Annotated in this window: 13 protein-coding genes; 2 read left to right on the forward strand and 11 right to left on the reverse strand. The window is 73.3% G+C overall.

The genetic code is table 11. From position 1 onward, the window contains the following. Positions 1–54: 54 nt before the first annotated feature. Genes ABTZ99_RS18545 through ABTZ99_RS18565 form a run of 5 tightly spaced genes read right to left on the reverse strand, consistent with a single transcriptional unit; the run spans position 55 to position 9677 of the window. A complete protein-coding gene (locus ABTZ99_RS18545) occupies positions 55–1860 on the reverse strand; it encodes a YehQ family protein (protein WP_499612514.1) in 1806 nt (601 codons plus the stop codon). Continuing rightward, on the reverse strand, positions 1857–2960 hold the full coding sequence (locus ABTZ99_RS18550) for a VWA domain-containing protein (protein WP_499612516.1): 1104 nt from the start codon (positions 2958–2960) through the stop codon (positions 1857–1859). The genes ABTZ99_RS18545 and ABTZ99_RS18550 overlap by 4 nt, the downstream gene beginning before the upstream one ends. Beyond that, positions 2957–5158 carry a DUF5682 family protein gene (locus tag ABTZ99_RS18555; RefSeq protein WP_499612518.1) on the reverse strand — a complete coding sequence of 734 codons (2202 nt, stop codon included), beginning with the start codon at positions 5156–5158 and terminating at the stop codon, positions 2957–2959. Before ABTZ99_RS18555 ends, ABTZ99_RS18550 begins: the two co-directional genes overlap by 4 nt. Further along, positions 5158–6228 (reverse strand): ATP-binding protein, encoded by a 1071-nt coding sequence (locus ABTZ99_RS18560; protein ID WP_499612520.1) that lies wholly within the window; start codon positions 6226–6228, stop codon positions 5158–5160. Before ABTZ99_RS18560 ends, ABTZ99_RS18555 begins: the two co-directional genes overlap by 1 nt. After that, the gene (locus ABTZ99_RS18565; protein ID WP_499612522.1) at positions 6225–9677 is read right to left on the reverse strand and encodes a DUF4132 domain-containing protein; all 3453 of its coding nucleotides are present in this window, start codon (positions 9675–9677) and stop codon (positions 6225–6227) included. The genes ABTZ99_RS18560 and ABTZ99_RS18565 overlap by 4 nt, the downstream gene beginning before the upstream one ends. Before the next feature lie 309 nt (positions 9678–9986). Here ABTZ99_RS18565 and ABTZ99_RS18570 point away from each other — a divergent pair, with 309 nt between their 5' ends. Further along, a complete protein-coding gene (locus ABTZ99_RS18570) occupies positions 9987–10943 on the forward strand; it encodes a zinc-binding dehydrogenase (RefSeq protein ID WP_498775322.1) in 957 nt (318 codons plus the stop codon). Positions 10944–10998: 55 nt separating this feature from the next. Here the strand turns inward: ABTZ99_RS18570 and ABTZ99_RS18575 are convergent, their stop codons facing one another. From ABTZ99_RS18575 to ABTZ99_RS18600, 6 genes are all read right to left on the reverse strand, one after another. Next, positions 10999–11817 carry a lipase family protein gene (locus ABTZ99_RS18575; RefSeq protein WP_498775320.1) on the reverse strand — a complete coding sequence of 273 codons (819 nt, stop codon included), beginning with the start codon at positions 11815–11817 and terminating at the stop codon, positions 10999–11001. Between the two features lie 208 nt (positions 11818–12025). Then, entirely contained in the window at positions 12026–13075 is a 1050-nt protein-coding gene (locus tag ABTZ99_RS18580; RefSeq protein WP_498775318.1) for an ABC transporter permease, read from the reverse strand. Next, the gene (locus ABTZ99_RS18585) at positions 13068–14573 is read right to left on the reverse strand and encodes a sugar ABC transporter ATP-binding protein (RefSeq protein WP_498775314.1); all 1506 of its coding nucleotides are present in this window, start codon (positions 14571–14573) and stop codon (positions 13068–13070) included. The genes ABTZ99_RS18580 and ABTZ99_RS18585 overlap by 8 nt, the downstream gene beginning before the upstream one ends. A 19-nt stretch (positions 14574–14592) precedes the next feature. After that, a complete protein-coding gene (locus tag ABTZ99_RS18590) occupies positions 14593–15648 on the reverse strand; it encodes a sugar ABC transporter substrate-binding protein (RefSeq protein WP_498775312.1) in 1056 nt (351 codons plus the stop codon). A 43-nt stretch (positions 15649–15691) separates the two neighbouring features. After that, positions 15692–16450 carry an SDR family NAD(P)-dependent oxidoreductase gene (locus tag ABTZ99_RS18595; protein ID WP_499612526.1) on the reverse strand — a complete coding sequence of 253 codons (759 nt, stop codon included), beginning with the start codon at positions 16448–16450 and terminating at the stop codon, positions 15692–15694. Then, the gene (locus ABTZ99_RS18600; protein ID WP_499612528.1) at positions 16447–17754 is read right to left on the reverse strand and encodes an enolase C-terminal domain-like protein; all 1308 of its coding nucleotides are present in this window, start codon (positions 17752–17754) and stop codon (positions 16447–16449) included. The genes ABTZ99_RS18595 and ABTZ99_RS18600 overlap by 4 nt, the downstream gene beginning before the upstream one ends. 306 nt (positions 17755–18060) lie before the next feature. On the opposite strand from ABTZ99_RS18600, the gene ABTZ99_RS18605 reads away from it, so the two are divergent. Beyond that, positions 18061–18765 (forward strand): FadR/GntR family transcriptional regulator, encoded by a 705-nt coding sequence (locus ABTZ99_RS18605; RefSeq protein ID WP_498775306.1) that lies wholly within the window; start codon positions 18061–18063, stop codon positions 18763–18765. Positions 18766–18809: the final 44 nt, after the last annotated feature.

The raw sequence follows: 18809 nt of genomic DNA on the forward strand, positions 1-18809 counted from the left end.
CAACCTAGCCTGCGCGCACCGGGCGAGCGCCACCCGAGTCGCGCTCGCCACGCGTCAACGGGCATCGGCGGTGACGAGCAGCCGGAGGTGGGCGCCGAGCCACGTGGCCGGGGACGGGGCCTCGGCGAACGCCGTGACCAGCGCCGCCGCCGTGCGCAGGCCGGTGCCGTGCAGGTGGACGCCGACCTCCCGCACGCGGGCGAGCAGGCCGCCGGTCAGGTGGTCCAGGCCTCGGTGCGAGGCCTCGGCCAACACGGCCAGTGCGCCGTCCACGCTCGCGCTCAACGGATCCGCCGCCGTGACGCCCGGCGGCAGCGGCTGCGGTGGCGTGTCCGTCGCCAGGTCCGGGACGACCACGCCGGCTCGGGTGTGCACGGCCAGCGGATCGACGACCAGCGCGCCGCGGTGGCGGCGGACGGAGCCGGTGACCGTCGTCGGGTCGGCGCGCAACGCCGCCGCGAGCGCGTCGAGCGACCGCGGCGCGACGGCGCGGTACGTCGCCTCCAGGACGCACGAGGCGCCGGTGGAGTCGTGCAGCGAGGCGGTGAGGCGTTGCGCGGCCGGGTCGTAGGCCAGGCCGGACACCTCGGCGACGCGGACCGCGCGGACCAGTTCCGCCTCGACCCGCGCGCGGACCTGCCGCGGTGGCAGCTCGGCCAGGCGTGCGGCGGTCGCGGCGTAGTCGTCGACCACCAAGGCCGGCGGCAGGTCGTGCCACGCGGTGCCGACCGGCGTGAGCGAGGTCTTGGCGACCCTGTTGGCCTTCACCGCCACCGCACGGCTCGCGCTGCGGGTCGCCGACTCGGAGACCACGTTCGACGTGGCCAGGCGCTGCCCGGTGCGCAGGGGAGTGGCGCGCTGCACCAGGACCACGTCGCCCGAGGCGAAGTAGACGTCCACCGCGGACTCGGCGCGCAGCCGCGCGCCCAGCGCGGTCAGCCGGACCCGGCGCAACGGCGTCTCGGCGGGCTCGTCGGGACCGAGGACCTCGGCGCGCGGACCGTTCGCGGTCGTCCGGGCGTGCAGCTCGGTGAGCAGTGCGGCGAACCGCTCCGCCTGGTAGTCGGCGCTGCGCCGGCGATAGGCGTCGAGCTGGGCGAGCAGCTCGGCGATCACCGCGGCCGGCCAGTGCAGGCGCTGCGCCGTCAGGTCGCGGTGCAGGCGTTGCCAGGCCACGTCGAGCACCTCGCTCGCGTTCGCCGCGCCGTCGAGCAGCAGTTGGTCGAGCAGGTCCGCCACCGAGGTGAGATCCGCCGCGGTGGTGGGTGATCCGCCCACGTCGACGGTGTCGGCGCCCTGCGCGTCGGCCTCGCGGAACGCCCACACCACCAGCGCCAGCGCCACGTCGCGGTCGACCGCGTCCGTGTGGACGTAGGACAGGTCGCCGGGCACGAGGAACGTCACCGTGCAGGTGGGCAGTTCCGCTTGCGCCGTCCGGTCTGCCGCGGTGGGGCGTCGCAGCTTCGCGCGGTAGCCGGCGCGGAGGACCCGGCGGGCGCGGCGCAGCGCGCGTTCGCCCGTCAACGCCGCCAGGTCGGCGTCGGTCACCGCGCCCGGCGACCACAGCTCGGCGGGCACGGTGCTCTCCCGGGTGCGCCGGTACGCCAGGACGACCGCGATGCGGTGCCGGCACACGCCCGTCGCGCCGCAGCTGCACCGGGTCGCGTCGAGCGGGGCGCCGGGCGGCAGCGTGGTCGTGGTGCCGTCCGGGAACTCGCCCCGCACGGCGCCCGCCGCGTCGGTGTCGAGCACCGGGACGACTCCCGCGTCCAGGTCCTTGGTGGCGCGCTTCACCAGACCCCGGTTGGCCAGCGCCGCGAGCGCGTCCGGGGTCAGCGCCATCAGGTCGGGTCTGGTCATCCGATCTTCTCCGCGACGAACTCCGCCAGCCGGCCCGGGGTCATCGCGCCGACGTGGGCGCCGACGTTCGCGAGGCGCTGGGCCAGCTCGCGGTCGTAGGACGGGTTCGCCTCGTCGTCCAACGCGGCCAGGCACAGCACGTGGGTGCCCTGCTCGCACAGGTCCTTCACCGCGCGGACGAGGTGCGACTCGCTGCCGCCCTCGTAGAAGTCGCTGACGACCACCACGATCGACCGGCGCGGGCTCTCCACCAGCTCCGCCCCGTACGCCACGGCCTTGCCGATGTGCGTGCCGCCGCCCAGCTGCACCTTCATCAGCAGCTCGACCGGGTCCGTCACGTCCGAGGTCAGGTCGACCACGGTGGTGTCGAAGGCCACCAGGTGCGTCCTGATCCCCGGCAGCCCCCACAGGCACGACGCGGTGACCGCCGAGTGGATCACCGAACCGGTCATCGACGCCGACTGGTCGACGAGCAGGATCAGCTGCCACTGCTCCAGGTGCCGCCGGGTGCGCGAGACGAACTTCGGGTGCTCGATCGCGAGCTTGCGCTCCTCGGGCCGGTAGTGCCGCAGGTTCGCCCTGATCGTGGCGCGGAAGTCGAAGTTGCGGGAGTTGCGGTGGATGCTCGGCCGGCGCGACCTCGCGCCGCTGAACGCCGTGCGCACCTCGGTCCTCAGCTTCGCCGTCAACTGCCCCACCACCGCCTCGACGATCCTGCGCGCCATCGCGAGCACGGCGGGGTTCATCAGGTGCTTGGTCCGCAGCACCGCGCGCAGCAGCGCCGGGTTCGGCTCGATCCGGCGCAGCACCTCGGGATCCGTCACCACGTCGGTGATCTCGTACCGCTCGACCGCGTCGCGCTCCAGGCGTTCGACCGTCTCCCTCGGGAACAGGCTGTGCACCTCGTCCAGCCAGTCGACGGTGCGCAGCACCGAGTCACCGTCGCCGCCCTGGCGCACGCCGCGCTCGGCGAGGTCGGGATCACGCCCGTAGAGCCACTCCAGCGCCTTGTCCCTGCGCACGCCCTCGCCGCTCAGCCCGCCGGTGTGGCGCGACGCGGGCTCGCCGAGGATCAGCCGCCAGCGTTCCAGGTCCGTCATGCCAGGCCGCCCTTCGCCAGCAACGCGTCCACGCGTTCCTCCACCGCCCTCGCCTCGGCGATCACCACCGGATCGGCTCGCAGGCGCGTGACGCCCCTGGCGCTGCCCTCGACCCCGCGATGGGCGAGCACGGCGGCCGCGACCCGCTCCCGCTCCCGGGGCGGGAAGTAGCCGAAGGCGAGCCGCAACGCAGGCAGCGCCACCAGGAACTCCTCGTCCGTCATCGCGCTGACCAGCTCGTCGAGGACGCCGACCAGGTCCGGGCTCGCCAGCACCTCTTCCCGGGCGACCGCGAACAACCCGGCCAGCCAGTCGCCGAGCGCCTCGATGCCGCGCACCTTCCGCACGTCCGGCTTCGCGCCGAGCGCCCAGGCGAGACCGAGCGCCGCGCCGCGCAGGTCGGGCGGCGCCTGCGGGTCGTCGCCGACCCGGGTCGCCACGCCCGTGACGTCCACCGCGTCCAGGGACAACGCCGCCTTGGCGTGCCGCACCGCGTCCCTGGTCGCCGTCATCGCCCTGAGCCGGTGCGGATCGGCCGGCGCCGGTCCGCCGTGCAGGCCCTCGATCAGCCACAGCACCCTCGTCGTGCCCGTGTCGATCACCGCGCCCAGCAGCGGGTCGTTCTTCGCGCCGAACAACCGGTCGTGCCGCCACAGCCCGAGCACCGCGCTCAGCACGTGACCCAGCGCCGCGAGGTCGCCCGTCTCCCGGACGCCCTCGTCGAGCGCCTCCTTGACGCGATCCGAGAACGTCGAGATCCCGCACAGCACCGCGTCGAAGAGGATCTCGGCCAGGTGCTCCAGCCGCGCGTGCCGCGACCGGCGTTGCAGCGCCACCCCGGCCGCTTCCTCCAGCGTGGCCCCGTTCTCGGCGGCCTCGATCAACGCCGCCAGTCGGTCGTCGACCGGTCTGAGCGCCCACCGCTCGTCCAGCTGCGGCTCGGCGCCCGCCGACGGGCCGCTCGTGCGCTCGAAGCCGGGAATGCGCAGCACGCGCAGGCGGTGCAGGATCCGGCTCCGCGCGAGCGCCTCCGCGTCGGTGAGGTCGAGCACCACCTCACCCTCGTGGTCGAGACCGTGGGTCCGCAGCAGCTCCCGCACCGCGTCGACCAGGGGCGGTGCGGGCGTGTCCGGGTGCAGCCGCCCGACCTTGTCGCCCCGCAGGGCCCCGACCATCTCGACCAGTGCCGGGTGGGCGCCGGGCCGCAGCGCGCCGCGCCGCGTCCACGGAGGCGGCTGCGTCAGGTCTTCGGAGATCAACGCGCTGGTCAGCCCGTCCAGCACGTCGGTGCGCGCCGGGGTCTCGTGCCCGCGCAACCGGGCCAGCGCCGCGGCCTGGGTGCGCGCCGCGATGAGGTCCGCCGTCGACACCGGCTGCTGCCTGCGGCGCAACCGCGTCGCCACCGACTCGACGAGCCAGTCCGCCGCACGCCGTGCCCCGTTCTCCCACACCTGTTGGTAGTAGCCGGGCGACGGCATGCCCGACTGGTAGCCGGTGAACGCGTCCAGGCGGGCGTGGGAGTACGGGACGAGGTAGGTCGCGCCCCGGTCCCGCTCCGGCACCTCCGGCCACTCGGCGGCGCCGTCGAGCTTGGCCTTGAGGGCGGCCGTGTGGAAGCCGCCGGTGACCACGACGACGGGCTCGTCCCCCGCGTCCGCCACCGCCGCCCGGACCCAGCGCGCCATGTACTCCTCGCGCGCCGAGTCACCCCCGTCCACGTCGGCCGCGCCGCGGAGCAGGTCGAAGTACTCGGCCAGGCCCGTCGGCTCGGCCCCGCACTCGAACAGGTGGTCCCACAGCACGTCCACGTTGTCGACCGCGAACTCGGCGCACAACCGCTCGACGGCCTCGGCGTACCGCGGCTCCGCGTCGGCGTACCGGTTGCCGACGTCGCGGAACGCCTCGTGCCACGCGGGCAGGTCGATGAACCTGACCCGCGCACCGCAGCGGCGCGCTTCGGTGATCGCCACCCACTCCGGCGAGTAGTCGCAGAACGGCGTCCACGACGCGTGCTCGTCGGAGTAGCTGAACAGCGCGACGGGCAGCTCGTGGCCCAGCAGCAGCTCATCGATGCGGTCGTTGACGTCGGCGGGGCCCTCGACCAGCACGTAGGCGGGCCGCCGCGCCCGGATGGTGGCGGCGACCAGGCGGGCACAGGCGGGGCTGTGGTGCCGGACGCCGACGAACACGGCCCCCATCAGCCGGGCAGCAGGTGACGGGCCCGGTGCAGCTCCTGCCACTGCTCGCCCTGGTGCCGCGGAGCGTGCTGCTCCAGGTACCGCCGCAGCCGGGCCAGGTCCTCCGCGTTGTCCTTCGCCGCCGTGCCCGCCAGGCACTCGACGACGTCCGCGGCCGAACCCGCCTCACCCCGCAGGAACCAGCCCCGCACCCCCACCGCGTGCGCCACCGAGACCGCCTCGGCCGTGCTCATCACGGTCGTGAGCCGGTCGCCGCCGTCGCGCAGGTCTCGGAACGTGCGCACGAGGACCTCCAGCACGTCCCGCTTCGGCGCGAGCTCCACCCCCGACCTCTCCAACAGCCTCGCCGCCTCCCGCTCGACCAGCGCGAGCTCCGTGTCGAAGTCGGGGATCGGGAACACCGTCTCGAAGTTGAACCGCCGCTTCAGCGCGGCGCTCATCTCGTTGACGCCCCGGTCGCGGGTGTTCGCGGTGGCGATCACGCTGAACCCGTCCTGCGCGAACACCATGCCGTCCGGGCCGTCCAGCTCCCCGATCGCCAGCACGCGGTCGGACAGCGGCGACAGCAGGCAGTCCTGCACCTCCAGCGGGCAGCGGGTGATCTCCTCGAACCGCACGACCTTGCCCTCGGCCATGCCCCGCAGCACCGGCGCCGGCACGAGCGAGCGCGGCGACGGCCCTTCGGCCACCAGCAGCGCGTAGTTCCAGGAGTACTTGATCTGGTCCTCGGTGGTGGCCGCGCCGCCCTGGATCGTCAACGTCGACTCGCCGCAGACCGCCGCCGCGATCAGCTCGGACAGCAGCGACTGCGCCGTGCCCGGTTCGCCGACGAGCATCAGGCCGCGACCGGTGGCCAGCGTGACCAGCGCCCTGTCCACCAGGGACGGGTCGCCCACGAACTTCTTGGTGATGCCCTGCTCGTCGTCGCCCACCACGAACCGGCGCGCGGCGGCGAGGCTCAGCACCCAGCCCGGCGGCTTGGGCGCGGTGTCGGCGTCGCGCAGGCGCGCGAGCTCGTCGGCGAAGCGGATCTCGGCCGGAGGGCGCTGCGTCGTCCTGGTGCTGGTCATGACCGCAGCGACTCCAGTTCGGAGAGGAGTTCGGACAGGGTGATCGGGTCGATCTCGTAGGTGGCGGGAGCGTTCCTCGGGGCGGACCAGCCGCCGTGGCCGCTCGGCGAGAACCACACGTCGCTGAAACCGACCTCCGGGAAGACGTCCACCGCGCCGACCGCGATACCGGGGTCGAGCGAGGCGACGAGGGCCCCGCCGTCCGGGAACGGCCGGGTGATCCAGCACTCGACGCCCGCGTCCTGCGGCGTGCCGCGGACCCAGCCCTTCTTGGTCAGGCCGAGGATCCTGCCGATCGGGTACGGGGTGGCGCAGTACTCCTTGAGCCGGGGGAGGAGCCCGCCGGTCGACTCCGGCAGGTGGATCGGGCGGCCCAGCTGCGGGAACGGTTGGAGGATCTCGTAGTCGGCGAAGACCTCGCCCCACGCCGCCGCCGTGTCCCGGAGGTCGACCGCGTGCGCGACGCGGACCAGGGCGTCGTCGGGCAGCGTGAACCCGTCGTCGGACGGGTCGGCGAGCGTGCGGTCCTCGGCCAGGCGGAACGACGCGCCCGCGTCGGTGATCCACACCAGGCGGCGGACCAGGTGCCACAGCAGCGGGTGCGCGGCGAGGACCGTCCGGAACTCCTCGGCGGTCCAGGTGCGCTGGTCGACCATCGCCCGCTCCAGGCGGTGGATCTGGTCCGACGCGATCGCGCGGACGTCCTTCTTCAACGCCGCGAACCGCTTGTGCTCCAGCGGTGCGAGCGCCTGGTCGTCCTTCGCGCCGGGCTTGGGCAGGTCCTTGCGGCGCTTGCCGTCCTCGTCGAGGACGTAGGGCTTGAGCTGCTCGTCGAAGCCGACGGTGAACCGGCGCGGGCCGTAGTCGATCACCGACGTCGCCTCGTCGTCGAGGCCGAGGCGGGGCACGAGGCGGTCGGACAGCTGGTCGCGGCTCAGGCCGAGCGCGGCGGCGATGTCGGAGACCTTCTCCTGTGCCCGGGTCTTGAGGCCCTTGAACTTGACCCGCTCCGCGATGCTGTTGAGGTGGGTGAGGGCCACCTCGCTGCCGATCCGGGCCAGCACGTCGAGGCCCGTCACGGCGCGGGCGTGCTGGCTCTCGCCGGGCCAGGCGCGGATCAGCGGCGCCAGCCGGCGCACGGTCTCGTCGTCGCCGAACCAGCCGAGGGCGGTGAAGGCCCAGGCGCCCTTCGCCGGCGCCCCGGCGTCCTGCCAGCGGCCGAAGAGGGACCAGGCGAACTCCGCCAACGACGCCCGGTCGCACGCTTCGACGGCGAGCGGCAGACCGGGGTACACGGCGTCCGGCTTGGACAGCGCCGCGGTCATCAGGAGGTTCGCCGCGGCGTCGGCGGACAACGCGCCGGCGCCGTCGGCCAGCAGCACCTGGGGGAGCAGCCGGGGGTCGGCCCAGTCGCCGATCACCGGGAGCTTGGCGGGCAGCACGTCGAGCGGGTCGACCTCGATCAGCGCGTCGACCGCCGCGCCCACCTCGGCGGACACGGAGGCGGCGACGGCGATGACGTCGACACCGGTCTCCAGGTAGAGGTGGCGGAGCGCGGCCTCGGCGTTGCGGCGCGCACGGCCCGCCACGCCCAGCGCCGCGGGCAGCAGGAGGCGGGCGGCGGCCTCGCGGTGCCGGGACAACCAGGAGGCGGCGAGCGCGCGGGCGGTCTTGAGGCGCGCCAACCAGTCCGCCATCAGCTCGGCGACCTCGGTGGTGGCGTACGGGAGCAGCAGGTCACCGACCTGCTGCGGGTTGCCCACCGCCAGCCGCGTCATCGCGGGCAGGGCGTCCAGCCCGAACCGGGCCGTGATGCGCCTGCCCCAGAGCTCGCTCTCCCAGGTGCCGTTGGGCGTCCAGTCGGCCAGCAGCGGGCGCGCGAGCTCCTCCGGGCCGACCTCGAAGAGGCCGTGGCCGAAGTAGTTCCCGGCGCGGGCGGCGGCCGCGACGTCGTTCCAGTCGTCGCGGTCGTCGGTCCACCGGCTCTTCAGCCCGAGCCACGCCTCGCGCTCGCCCGGCAGCCACGTGAGGTGGGCGGCGGGCACCGGGACGTCCTTCAGCACCACGGGTTCGGGCCGCGGGCGACGGTGCTCCCACGGCGGCTCGGCCAGCACCCGCGGCAGCGCGTCGGCGGGCGCGTCCGGCACCGTCACGGGCCGCGCCACCCCGTCCGGCAGGTCCAGGTCCGGATGGGTCAGCAGGTGCCGGCGCAGCAGGTCGCGCACGTCCGCGTCGCCGGCGGCACGGTGCGCCAGCAGGCGGGCCGCCCGCCTCGGGAACGCTGCCATCGCGGACAGCAGCGCCGGCCGCGCGTACCGCTCCCGCAGCCGGTTGAGCAGCAACAGGAACGCCTCGTCGGACGGCAGCGCCGCCAGCGCGTCCAGCGCCCGCTTGCGGCAGTCCGCGTCCAACTCGACCTTGGCGCGCAGGTTCGCGTCCAGCAGCGGGGCGAGCGCCGGCCCGTGCACGTGCAGGGCCGTGTAGAGGCCGACCGGAGACCAGATGAAGGGCCCGACCCGCAGGCCGGCCAGCTGCTCCAGCGTGCTCGCCGCGCACACCACCATCCAGAACGGCGCGTACTCGGCGGCGTTCGCCTCGTCGAACCAGTCGTGCCGCGTCGGCGCGAGGAACGCCCGCGCCGCCTGGCCGAACGGGGAGCCGCCGACCTTCTCCAGCTCCGCCACCGCCGCGTCGTACGTCGCCTGGTCCGCGGCCGCCAACGCGGTCCGGACCTCGATCAGCGCCCGGCCCTTGGTGGTGTCGTCACCGTAGTGGCGTTCCGGGTACCAGAACAGGGAGTCGCCGCTGCCGTCCTTCTGGTGGTGGACGTGCGCCATCGAGTGGTGCACGGCCGCCGCCGCGGCGAACGGCAGACCGAACTCCTCGATCCACCAGTGCACCGGGGAGCCGTCCGCGCCGGCCACCTTGGCGAGCACGGCGGCCCCCATCGGATCAGGCGTGCCGTCGAGGTGGTCGCGCAGTGCCCGCACCAGGTCCGGGTTCGACTTCGGGTGCGCCAGCGCCTGCGCGGTCGTCGCGGCGCGCTCGGTGATCCGGTCGTGCACCTTCTGCGCCAGCGCGGCGTCCACCGCGAACTCCGGCTGCGGACCGGCGTCCCTGCGGCGCATCGCCTTCCGCAGCCACTCCCGGGGCATCACCCAGGCGTCCTCGTCGGGCGGGGGAGCCTCGACCGCGGGAGCGGCGACCGGGGCGGGTGTGGCCGCAGGGGGCGGGGGAGCGGTGGCGGCGACGCTCAGGTAGCCCTTCTTCTCCTTCTCGGCCACCAGCTTCGCGACGTGGGCCAGCGCCGCCGCCTCCGAGGCCAGCTCCTTGGTCTGGGTCTGCCCCGCCGCGCCCAGCCGTCCGAATCGGACGGTCACCCGCACGCCGTCCTGGTCGACCTCCCAGAACTTCGCCGAGCCACCGTCGACGAGTTCCCACCTGCGCACCACGACTTCCCCCCGAAGAACAGACCCGGAAACGACGTCCACGAACTGTACGGACGGGGTCCGACAATTCGTCGCGCGGAGCCCGCCGGTCAGGCCGCGGCCGACACCTCAGCTTGACCAGTGCCACGCCTTCCCCCAACCAGGCCTCGCGCGCGGTGACCGAGTACCGCGTCGGATCGGTCCCGGCGGCCTGGCGCCGTTCCTGCTCCTCGATGACGGCGGCCCACCGCTCGAACCACGGCTCCTTGACACCTTAACGACGTTCAGGGACGCTGGAGGCACGGCTTAACTTAGTTAAGGAGAGTTCGGATGCGTGCTGCAGTCGTCACCGGACCCGATGCCCCACCCGTCTGCGGAGACGTCGCCGAGCCGGCGGTCCCGCCCGGTCAGGAGCCGTTGCACCTGGTCGGAGCGGGTCTGCACAACGTCGTGCGCGGGCCGGCCTCCGGGCGGCACTACGGCGGCCGGACGACGTACCCGCTGGTGCCGGGGATCGACGCGGTCGCCCGCACCGGTGACGGGCGCCTGGTCTACACCGGCTACGCGCGTCCGCCGTTCGGGACGATGGCGGAGCGGCTGACCGCCCCGTTCCAGGCGGAGGTGCCGGCGGGGGCGGATCCGCTCGCCGTCGCCGCGGGCATGAACCCCGGCCTGTCGGGCTGGGTGGTCCTCACATCGCGGCGCGAGGAAGTGGGCGCGCTGGGCACCGTGCTGGTGCTGGGCGCGACCGGGATGTCGGGCAGCCTGGCCGTGCAGGGCGCGCTGGCGCTCGGGGCGGAACGCGTCGTCGCCGCCGGGCGTGACCCGGAGGCGCTGGAGCGGTTGCGCGGCCTGGGTGCGACGACGGTGTCGCTGGCCCAGGACGGGTCCGACGCCCTGGAGCGGGCCTTGGCTGGCGCCGTCGCCGAGGCGCGGCCCGGTCTCGTGCTGGACTATCTGTGGGGGCCGATCGCCGAGGCCGCGTTCGCGGTGCTGGGTCGGGGCGGCGAGGACGGCGGAGCGGGCACGGCGTACGTGCAGCTCGGCTCGCTCGCGGGCCTGGAGGCGTCCTTGCCCGCGGAACTGCTGCGCAGTCGGCGGATCCGGATCAGCGGGAGCGGTGCGGGCTCGGTGTCCGTCGAGGAGATGTCGGCCAGGGCGCCCGAGGTCATGGCCCGGTTCGCCGACGGTTCCCTGCACGTGCCCTACACCGCGTACCCGCTGAGCCGGGTCGGCGACGCGTGGGCGCACACCGGGCGCAGCCGGGCCGTCGTCGTGCCGGGTTGAGCCGCGGAGCGAGTGGTCGGCAGGGGGACCACTCGGAAGAGGGAGGGATCGCCGGTCAGGGCAGGTTCTTCTCCAGGGCGGCCACGTAGGCCTTCATGAGGTGGTCCCGCATCCCGTCACCGGCCGGGGCGAACGGGTCGGCGGCGAGGCCCTTGCCCCGGTCGAGCAGGTTGGACACGGTGGGCATGGACTCGCGGACCCGGCCGGAGGAGTCGATGTAGCGCAGGGTCGCGACGTGGTGGAACACCGGCTCCGGCGGGACCTGGGCGACGACGTCGTTGTTGTTGACCACCCGGAACGTGCGTCCGGCCAGGGCCTTGTCGTAGGCGTCGGCCAGGGTCCGGTCGCACGTGCGGGGCTGGCCGAAGGTGTACACGCCCTGGGCCGAGAGCCGCGGGTCCTCGAAGTGCAGCCAGGCCGCGGCCAGCATCGCCAGGCCGCCGCCGAGGCTGTGCCCGGTGAACCACACCGTCTGCTCGGCGTCGCGCAACTCCTCCACGGCCGCCAGCACGGACGGCATCACCGCCCGCAACGCCTCGGCGAACCCGTAGTGGACCAGGCCGGTGCGCGCCGGACCGGGCCACGGCGGCGTGGTCGTGTCCGACAGCCAGTCGCGCAGCTGCACGGGCTCGGTGCCGCGGAACGCGGTCACGATCATCGTCGGACTGGCCATCGTGTACGCCTGGGTGTCGCTGATCGCGAACGGCGGGGAGAACGTCGAGTGGTGGTGGCGCACCCGGTCGAACCCCCACTCCGCGGCCGTGGCCTCGATCCGCTCGCGGTCCTTGTAGGCCAGCTCGGCGGCCTTGGCCATGCAGTACGCCTGGCGGGCGTCGTACCCGGTGGCCCGGTGGTTCAGCGTCGGCGCAGACATCGTCCATCCTCACGAAGGCGACACGTCGCAGGGCGGCCATGACCCCGCCCGCGCTTCATGCCTACCTCCGCCGCCGCCCCTCCCACCACCGCACACCCGGCCCTTCACCCCACCGAGGTCGCCCTCTCACCCGTCCTGGCCGCACCCCTCGGACGTCGTCAACCGTTCGTGCCCACCCGTGCCGCACGGGTGGTCGAGGCGCGGGCGCCTAATCCTGCGCCTTGCCGCCGGTCACGCGGGAGAGCGCCAGGGCGATGAGGATGATGGCCCCGTTGAGGGCGCCGATCCACTGCGCGGGGACGCCGCCGAGGGTGAGCACGTTCTGGATCATGAACAGCAGCAGGATGCCGGTGAAGGCGCCGAACACGGTGCCCTTGCCGCCGTTGAGGCTGATGCCGCCGATGACCGCGGCGGCGAAGACGGTGAAGATGTAGCCGTTGCCCTGGCCGGAGGCGACCGAGGCCAGTCGGCCGGAGAGCAGCAGGCCGCCGAGGGCGGCGAGCAGGCTCGCGGTGACGATGACGATCCAGAGCACGCGGTCGGTGCGGATGCCGGCGGCCTTGGCCGCGTCGACGTTGCCGCCGATCGCGTAGAGGGACCGGCCGAAGCTGGTGAAGCCGAGGACCACGATGCCGACGGCGAACAGGGCCAGGCACAGCCACACCGACACGGGCACACCGAACCACTGCGTGGTGCCGAGGTACAGCATCGACTCGGGGAGGCGGAAGAAGGTCTGGCCGCCGGAGATGCCGGTGAGGATGCCGCGCAGCACGATCAGCATGCCGAGCGTCACGATGAAGCCGTTGAGCCCGAACCGGATGATGAACAGCGCGTTGACCACGCCGACCAGGACGCCGACGGCCAGCGTGATGGGCACCGACCAGCCACCCGGCACCAGGCCCAGCCCGTGACCGGCGCCGACCGGCACGGTGAGCCACGCGGCGACTCCGGGCGCGAGGCCGACGGTGGACTCCAGGGAGAGGTCCATCTTCTTGACGACCAGCACCAGGGTCTGGGCCAGGACCAGGACGGCGATCTCCGACATGGTCTGCAGGATGTTGACGAGGTTGTCGGCTTGCAGGAACACCGGGCTGACCAGTTGGCCGACGACGGCGATCGCGATGATGGCGGGGATCAGGGCCAAGTCGCGCAGGCGGGCGAAGGCGAGCCGCCGCCTGCCCTGGAGCCGGGCGGACTTCCCCGCGGGGCCTGCCGCCGGGTCGTTCCCGGTGACCGCGGCGGTCTTGGTCTCAGGCATCGAGGTCCACTCCTTCCATCGCGGCCACGAGCTGGTGGTCGTGCCAACCGCCGGGCGTCTCGGCGACCACGCGGCCCTGGAACACCACCAGGACCCGGTCGCACAGGCGCAGGTCGTCGAGTTCGTCGGAGGCGATGAGCACGCCGGCGCCGGACCCGGCGATCTCCTCGACCTTGCCGAGGAGGAACTCCTTGGACCGCACGTCGACGCCGGCGGTCGGGTTGATCAGCACCAGCAGCTCCGGGTCGCCTGCCAGGGCGCGTGCCATGACGACCTTCTGCTGGTTGCCGCCGGACAGGCCGGAGACCGGCAGCTCCGGTCCGGGCGTCTTGATCGCCAGGTTCTCGATCATGGTCGAGGCGATGCGGTCACGGCGGCGGCCGTCGATGAACCCGTTGCGCCCGAGCCGTTCGGGGATGGTCAGGGTCCCGTTGTCCGCCAAGGACATCTGCGGCACGAGACCTTGGTGGTGCCGGTCCTGCGGGACGAACCCCGCACCGGCCTTCAGCGCCGAGGCCACGCTGCCCGGCCGCGGCCGGGACCCCGCGATCTCCACGGTGCCGCGGGCCGCCGCGCGCAAGCCGACGACGGTCTCGGCGATCTCGATGCGGCCGCTGCTCGCCGCGCCCGCGAGACCGACGATCTCGCCGGCGCGGACGCGGAACGACACGTCCTCGTACGCGCCGGGCAGTGACGCGCCGTCCACCACGAGCACGTCGGCGGCGTCCGGCGCTGGCCCGCGCCGACCGCCGCCCGCCTCCGCCGCGGCCTCGCCGGTCATGGCGGCGACCAGTTCGGCGCGGGGCAGTTCGTCGACCGCGGCGGTGAGGATGTGCCTGGCGTCGCGGAACACCGTCACCACGTCGCAGATCTCGTAGATCTCCTGGAGGTGGTGGCTGATGAACAGGAAGGTGACGCCCTGCCGCTGGAGGTCGTCGATCCGGGTGAACAGCCGGGTGATGGCCGCCGCGTCGAGTTGGGCGGTGGGCTCGTCGAGGATGATGAAGCGGGCGCCGAACGACAGCGCCCTCGCGATCTCCACGAACTGCCGCTGCTCGACGTCGAGCTCCCGGGCCGGGGTGCGCGCGTCGACGTCGACCGACCAGGTGTCCAGCAGTTCGCGCGCCCTGCCGTGCACCGTCTTCCAGCTGATCAGCCCGACGCGGCCGCGGTCGTGCCGGTTGAGGAAGAGGTTCTCGGCGACGGTCAGCTCGGGGATGATCGTGGACTTCTGGTAGACGCACGCCACCCGCTGCCGCCAGGCGTCGCGGTCGGCGAGCCGAGGGGCGGGCTCGCCGCCGAACGCGACCTCGCCCTCGTCCGGGGCCTGGAGTCCGGTGAGGATGGACACCAGCGTCGACTTGCCCGCCCCGTTGCGCCCGACCAGGGCGTGGGTCTGCCCGGCCTCCACCCTGATGGCGGCCTCGTGCAGGGCCACCGTCGACCCGAATCGCTTCGTGATCCCCGTCGCCTCGACGACGGGCGCGGTCACGGTCATCTCGCGTCTCGCCTTCCGCTCAACCGAGCTTGTTGCCCCACAACGACTGGTCGTCGCTCTTGAGGCTGGGAACGCCGTCGTAGGTGCCGCCGTCGGCGGTCACCAGGGGAGCGGAGAGCTGGTCCTCCAGCAGGCCGTCGCGGACCTGGACGATCGTGCTGTCGTGGTCGGTCTTGCCGGGCGCGAAGGTCTTGCCGTCGATCGCGGCCTTGAGGTAGTGCAGGGCGTACTTGGCGTAGAGGTCGGCCGGTTGGGAGACGGTGGCGTCGATGCGGCCTTCGGCGATGCCGGCCAGCTCCTCGGGGATGCCGTCGTTGGAGACCACGAACACGTGCTTGGGGTGCTCCGGCCCCACCAGCAGGTCCTTCTGCTTGAGCACCTGCAGCGTGCCGGCGAGGGCGAAGCTGGACTGCATGTACACGCCCTTGATGTCGGGGTGGGCGGTGAGGTCGGTCTGGAGCTTCTGCGCGGCGACCGCGCCGTCCCAGTTCGTGGCCTCGCCGAAGACGGTGATGCCGGGGTAGTTCGCCTTCATGCAGTCGTTGAACGCCTCGGTGCGGTCGCGGCCGTTGATCGAGGCGAGATCGCCTTGCAGCATCACGACCTTGCCCTGGCCGCCGAGCTTGGCGCCCAGGAACCGGCACGCCTTCTCGCCGTACGCGCGGTTGTCGGCCCGGACCACCATGTACACGTTGCCGGTGTCGGGGCGGGTGTCCACGGTGACCACCGGGATCTTCTTCGCCTCCAGCTGCTCCAGCGTGGGCGCGATGGCCGCGGTGTCCTGCGGCGCCATCGCGACGCCCTTGACGCCCTGGCTGATGAAGGTCTGGGCGTTGGCGGTGAGCTTGGCGACGTCGTTCTGGGAGTTGGTGGTCTTCAGCTCGAGCCCGAGCTCCTTCGCGAACCCGGGGCTGTACTCGATGTAGGAGTTCCAGAAGTCGGTGTCGGACCGGGGGTAGTCGACGCCGACCACGGGCCCGCCGGACCCGGCGTTCGAGTCGCCGCAGGCGGCGAGGGCGGCGGTGAGGGCGGCGACCGCGCCGAGGGAGGCGATCGTGCGGTGGGTGCTCTTCACGGGTTCTCCTAGCGGCGATGCTGTGGGAAACCTTGAGGGACGGTCAGGTGCGCGGACGGACGCGCAGGCCGCTCATCCCGCCGTCGACGGCGAGGTCGGCGCCGGTGGTGGAGCCGGCGAGCGGGCTCGCCAGGTAGGCGATGGCGGCGGCCACCTCGTCCGCGGTGACCAGGCGTCCCATGGGCTGGCGGGCGTGCAGCGCGGCCCGTTCCGACTCGGGGTCCTCGGCGCGGTCGAGCAGGCGGGCGATCCAGGGTGTGTCGGCGGTGCCGGGGTTGACGCAGTTGACGCGGATCCCGTCGGCCACGAGGTCGGCGGCGCTGGCACGGGTCAGGGCCAGCACCGCGCCTTTGGTCGACGAGTACAGGACGCGGTCGGGCAGACCGGCGGTCGCCGCGATGGAACAGGTGTTGACGATCGCCGCGTGGTCGGACCGGCGCAGGTGCGGCAGGGCCGCGCGGGTGGTGCGGACGATGCCGAGGACGTTGACCTCGAACACCCGCCGCCACTCGTCGTCCGGGTTGTCCTCGATGGCGCCCTGCGCGCCGATGCCGGCGTTGTTGACCAGGATGTCGATGCCGCCCAGCCGCTGGGCCGCCCGCTCCACGGCGGCCCGCACGCTGACGTCGTCGGACACGTCGGCCCGGATCCCGACGAGCGGGTCCGGCACGCCGTCCGGTGCGAGGTCCAGGCACGCGACGCGCGCGCCGCGGGAGGCCAGCAGGAGCGCCGTGGCCAGTCCGATGCCGGAGGCGCCGCCGGTGACCACGGCGGCGAGGCCGGCGAACTCGGGCGCGCTCACGCGGTGGCCTGCCGGTTCCAGACGGGCCCCTCGGGGAAGCGGTGGGCGGCGATGGAGGCGGGGTGCAGCTCGGCGCTGATGCCGGGCGCGGTCGGGGCGAGGTAGTGGCCGCGGCGGATCCGCACCGGGTCGGTGAAGTGCTCGTGCAGGTGGTCGACGTACTCGATGACGCGGTCCTCGGTCGTGCCGCTGACCGCGACGTAGTCGAACATCGCCAGGTGCTGGACCATCTCGCACAGCCCGACACCGCCGGCGTGCGGGCACACGGGCACGCCGAACTTGGCCGCCAGCAACAGGATCGCGACGTTCTCGGTGACGCCCGCGGTGCGGCTGGCGTCGAGTTGCAGGATGTCGAGGGCGCCTGCCTGGAGCAGCTGCTTGAACATCACCTGGTTGTGGGTGTGCTCGCCGGTGGCGACCTTCACCGGCGCCAGCGCCCGCCGGATCGCGGCGTGGCCGAGGATGTCGTCGGGCGAGGTGGGCTCCTCGATCCAGTACGGGTCGTAGGGCAGCAGCCCGGTCATCCACTCGACGGCCTGCCGCACGCCCCAGGCCTGGTTGGCGTCCACGGCGATCCTGATGTCGGGCCCGACCGCCTCGCGGGCCAGCCGCAGGCGGCGCCGGTCGGCGGCGGCGTCCGCGCCGACCTTCAGCTTGATTTGGGTGAACCCGTCGGCGACGGCCTCCTTCGACAGGCGCACGAGCTTCTCGTCGTCGTAGCCGAGCCAGCCGGGTGTGGTGGTGTACGCGGGGTAGCCGTGCCGCAGGAGGTGGGCGGCGCGGTCGGCGCGGCCGGGCTCGGCGCGGCGGAGGATGTCGAGCGCCTCGTCGCGGGTGAGGACGTCCTCGAGGTAGCGGAAGTCGACGAGGTCGACGAGCTGCTCGGGGGTCAGTTCGGAGAGCAGCTGCCACACCGGCTTGCCCGTGCGGCGCCCGTAGAGGTCCCAGACGGCGTTGACGACGGCCGCGGCGGCCATGTGGATGGCGCCCTTCTCGGGGCCGAGCCAGCGCAGCTGGCTGTCACCGGTCAGCCGCCGCGAGAACGCGCCCGGATCGCCCAGGACCTCGTCCACCGGCAGCCCGACGACCAACGGGGCCAGGGCGCGCACGGCGGCGACCTCGACGTCGTTGCCGCGCCCCACGGTGAACGCGAGGCCGTGGCCCTCGGCGTCCTCGCTGGTCCGGATGGTCACGTAGGCGGCCGAGTAGTCGGGTTCGGGGTTCATGGCGTCGGAGCCGTCGAGCTCGCGCGAGGTCGGGAACCGCACGTCGACCGCGTCGACGGCGGTGATCAGTTCAGTCATCGTGCCTGGCGCTTCCGGCGCGGACGCCTCGGCGTCGGGTCGAAGGCATGGCCACCACCCCTTGTCGTGTGTCTGCGGCATGTCCGCGGCCCAGGAGCCGACAGGACATGGGATGGATTTATAGGTCGTCCGGCCTGTCGGTGTCTAGAGTCGGCGCTCGACTCAGGCGGAAAACCGGTAATTAGCCGGGTAAATGGCCAACGTCGAAGGTGGGCCTGGTTTCCGAGACATCCAATGTCTTCCGTAGAGATGGGATGTATTGCTAGCCTGCCCAGCGCGCACGCCACGTCCTGGGAGAAGCCACCGATGTCACTGACCGACAAGGCGATCGACCGCATCAGGGACCTGATCCAGTCGGGTGACCTGTCGCCGGGGTCGAAGCTTCCCCCGGAGCAGCAGTTGGCCGCCGAGCTGGGCCTGTCCCGGAACCTGATGCGGGAGGCGGTCAAGGCGCTCGTGGTCGCACGCGTGCTGGAGATCCGGCGGGGCGACGGCACCTACGTGACCAGCCTGGAGCCGGAGGTGCTGCTCGGGAGCATCGCGTCCGCGGTGGAGCTGCTCCACGGCGACACGCTGTTGGAGCTCACCGAGGTGCGCCGGCTGTTCGAGCCGGTCGCCACCGGACTCGCGGCCACCCGGATCAGCGCCGCGGAGCTCGCCGTGGTCGAGGAGCACCTCCACGCGATGCGCGCCGCCCGCGACGACGTGGAGCTGCTCAACGAGCACGACGCCGCCTTCCACCGGGCCGTCGTCGCCGCCACGGGCAACGCGACGTTGGCGACCCTGCTGGACGGCATCTCCGGCCGCACGGTGCGCGCCAGGGTGTGGCGCGGACTGGTCGACGACAACGCGGCGAGCCGCACCCTCGCCGAGCACGAGGCCATCTACCACGCGCTGGTCGATCGCGACGCCGCCCTCGCCCAGGCCGCCGCCCTCCTGCACATCACCACCACCGAGCGGTGGCTGCGCGAGCACGTGGACCGCGACGGCGACGTCCCGCCCGCCGGCTGACGACGGCGTCGCACACCAACACGTCGCACCAAGACGCCGCACCA

The sequence above is a fragment of the Actinosynnema sp. NPDC002837 genome, assembly GCF_040295345.1.
Taxonomy (GTDB): Bacteria; Actinomycetota; Actinomycetes; order Mycobacteriales; family Pseudonocardiaceae; genus Actinosynnema.

Coding starts and splice junctions, on each gene's coding strand:
- ABTZ99_RS18545 (WP_499612514.1), bottom strand. CDS start 1,860: ATGACCAGACCCGACCTGATGGCGCTGACCCCGGACGCGCTCGCGGCG.
- ABTZ99_RS18550 (WP_499612516.1), bottom strand. CDS start 2,960: ATGACGGACCTGGAACGCTGGCGGCTGATCCTCGGCGAGCCCGCGTCG.
- ABTZ99_RS18555 (WP_499612518.1), bottom strand. CDS start 5,158: ATGGGGGCCGTGTTCGTCGGCGTCCGGCACCACAGCCCCGCCTGTGCC.
- ABTZ99_RS18560 (WP_499612520.1), bottom strand. CDS start 6,228: ATGACCAGCACCAGGACGACGCAGCGCCCTCCGGCCGAGATCCGCTTC.
- ABTZ99_RS18570 (WP_498775322.1), top strand. CDS start 9,987: ATGCGTGCTGCAGTCGTCACCGGACCCGATGCCCCACCCGTCTGCGGA.
- ABTZ99_RS18575 (WP_498775320.1), bottom strand. CDS start 11,817: ATGTCTGCGCCGACGCTGAACCACCGGGCCACCGGGTACGACGCCCGC.
- ABTZ99_RS18580 (WP_498775318.1), bottom strand. CDS start 13,075: ATGCCTGAGACCAAGACCGCCGCGGTCACCGGGAACGACCCGGCGGCA.
- ABTZ99_RS18585 (WP_498775314.1), bottom strand. CDS start 14,573: ATGACCGTGACCGCGCCCGTCGTCGAGGCGACGGGGATCACGAAGCGA.
- ABTZ99_RS18600 (WP_499612528.1), bottom strand. CDS start 17,754: ATGACTGAACTGATCACCGCCGTCGACGCGGTCGACGTGCGGTTCCCG.
- ABTZ99_RS18605 (WP_498775306.1), top strand. CDS start 18,061: ATGTCACTGACCGACAAGGCGATCGACCGCATCAGGGACCTGATCCAG.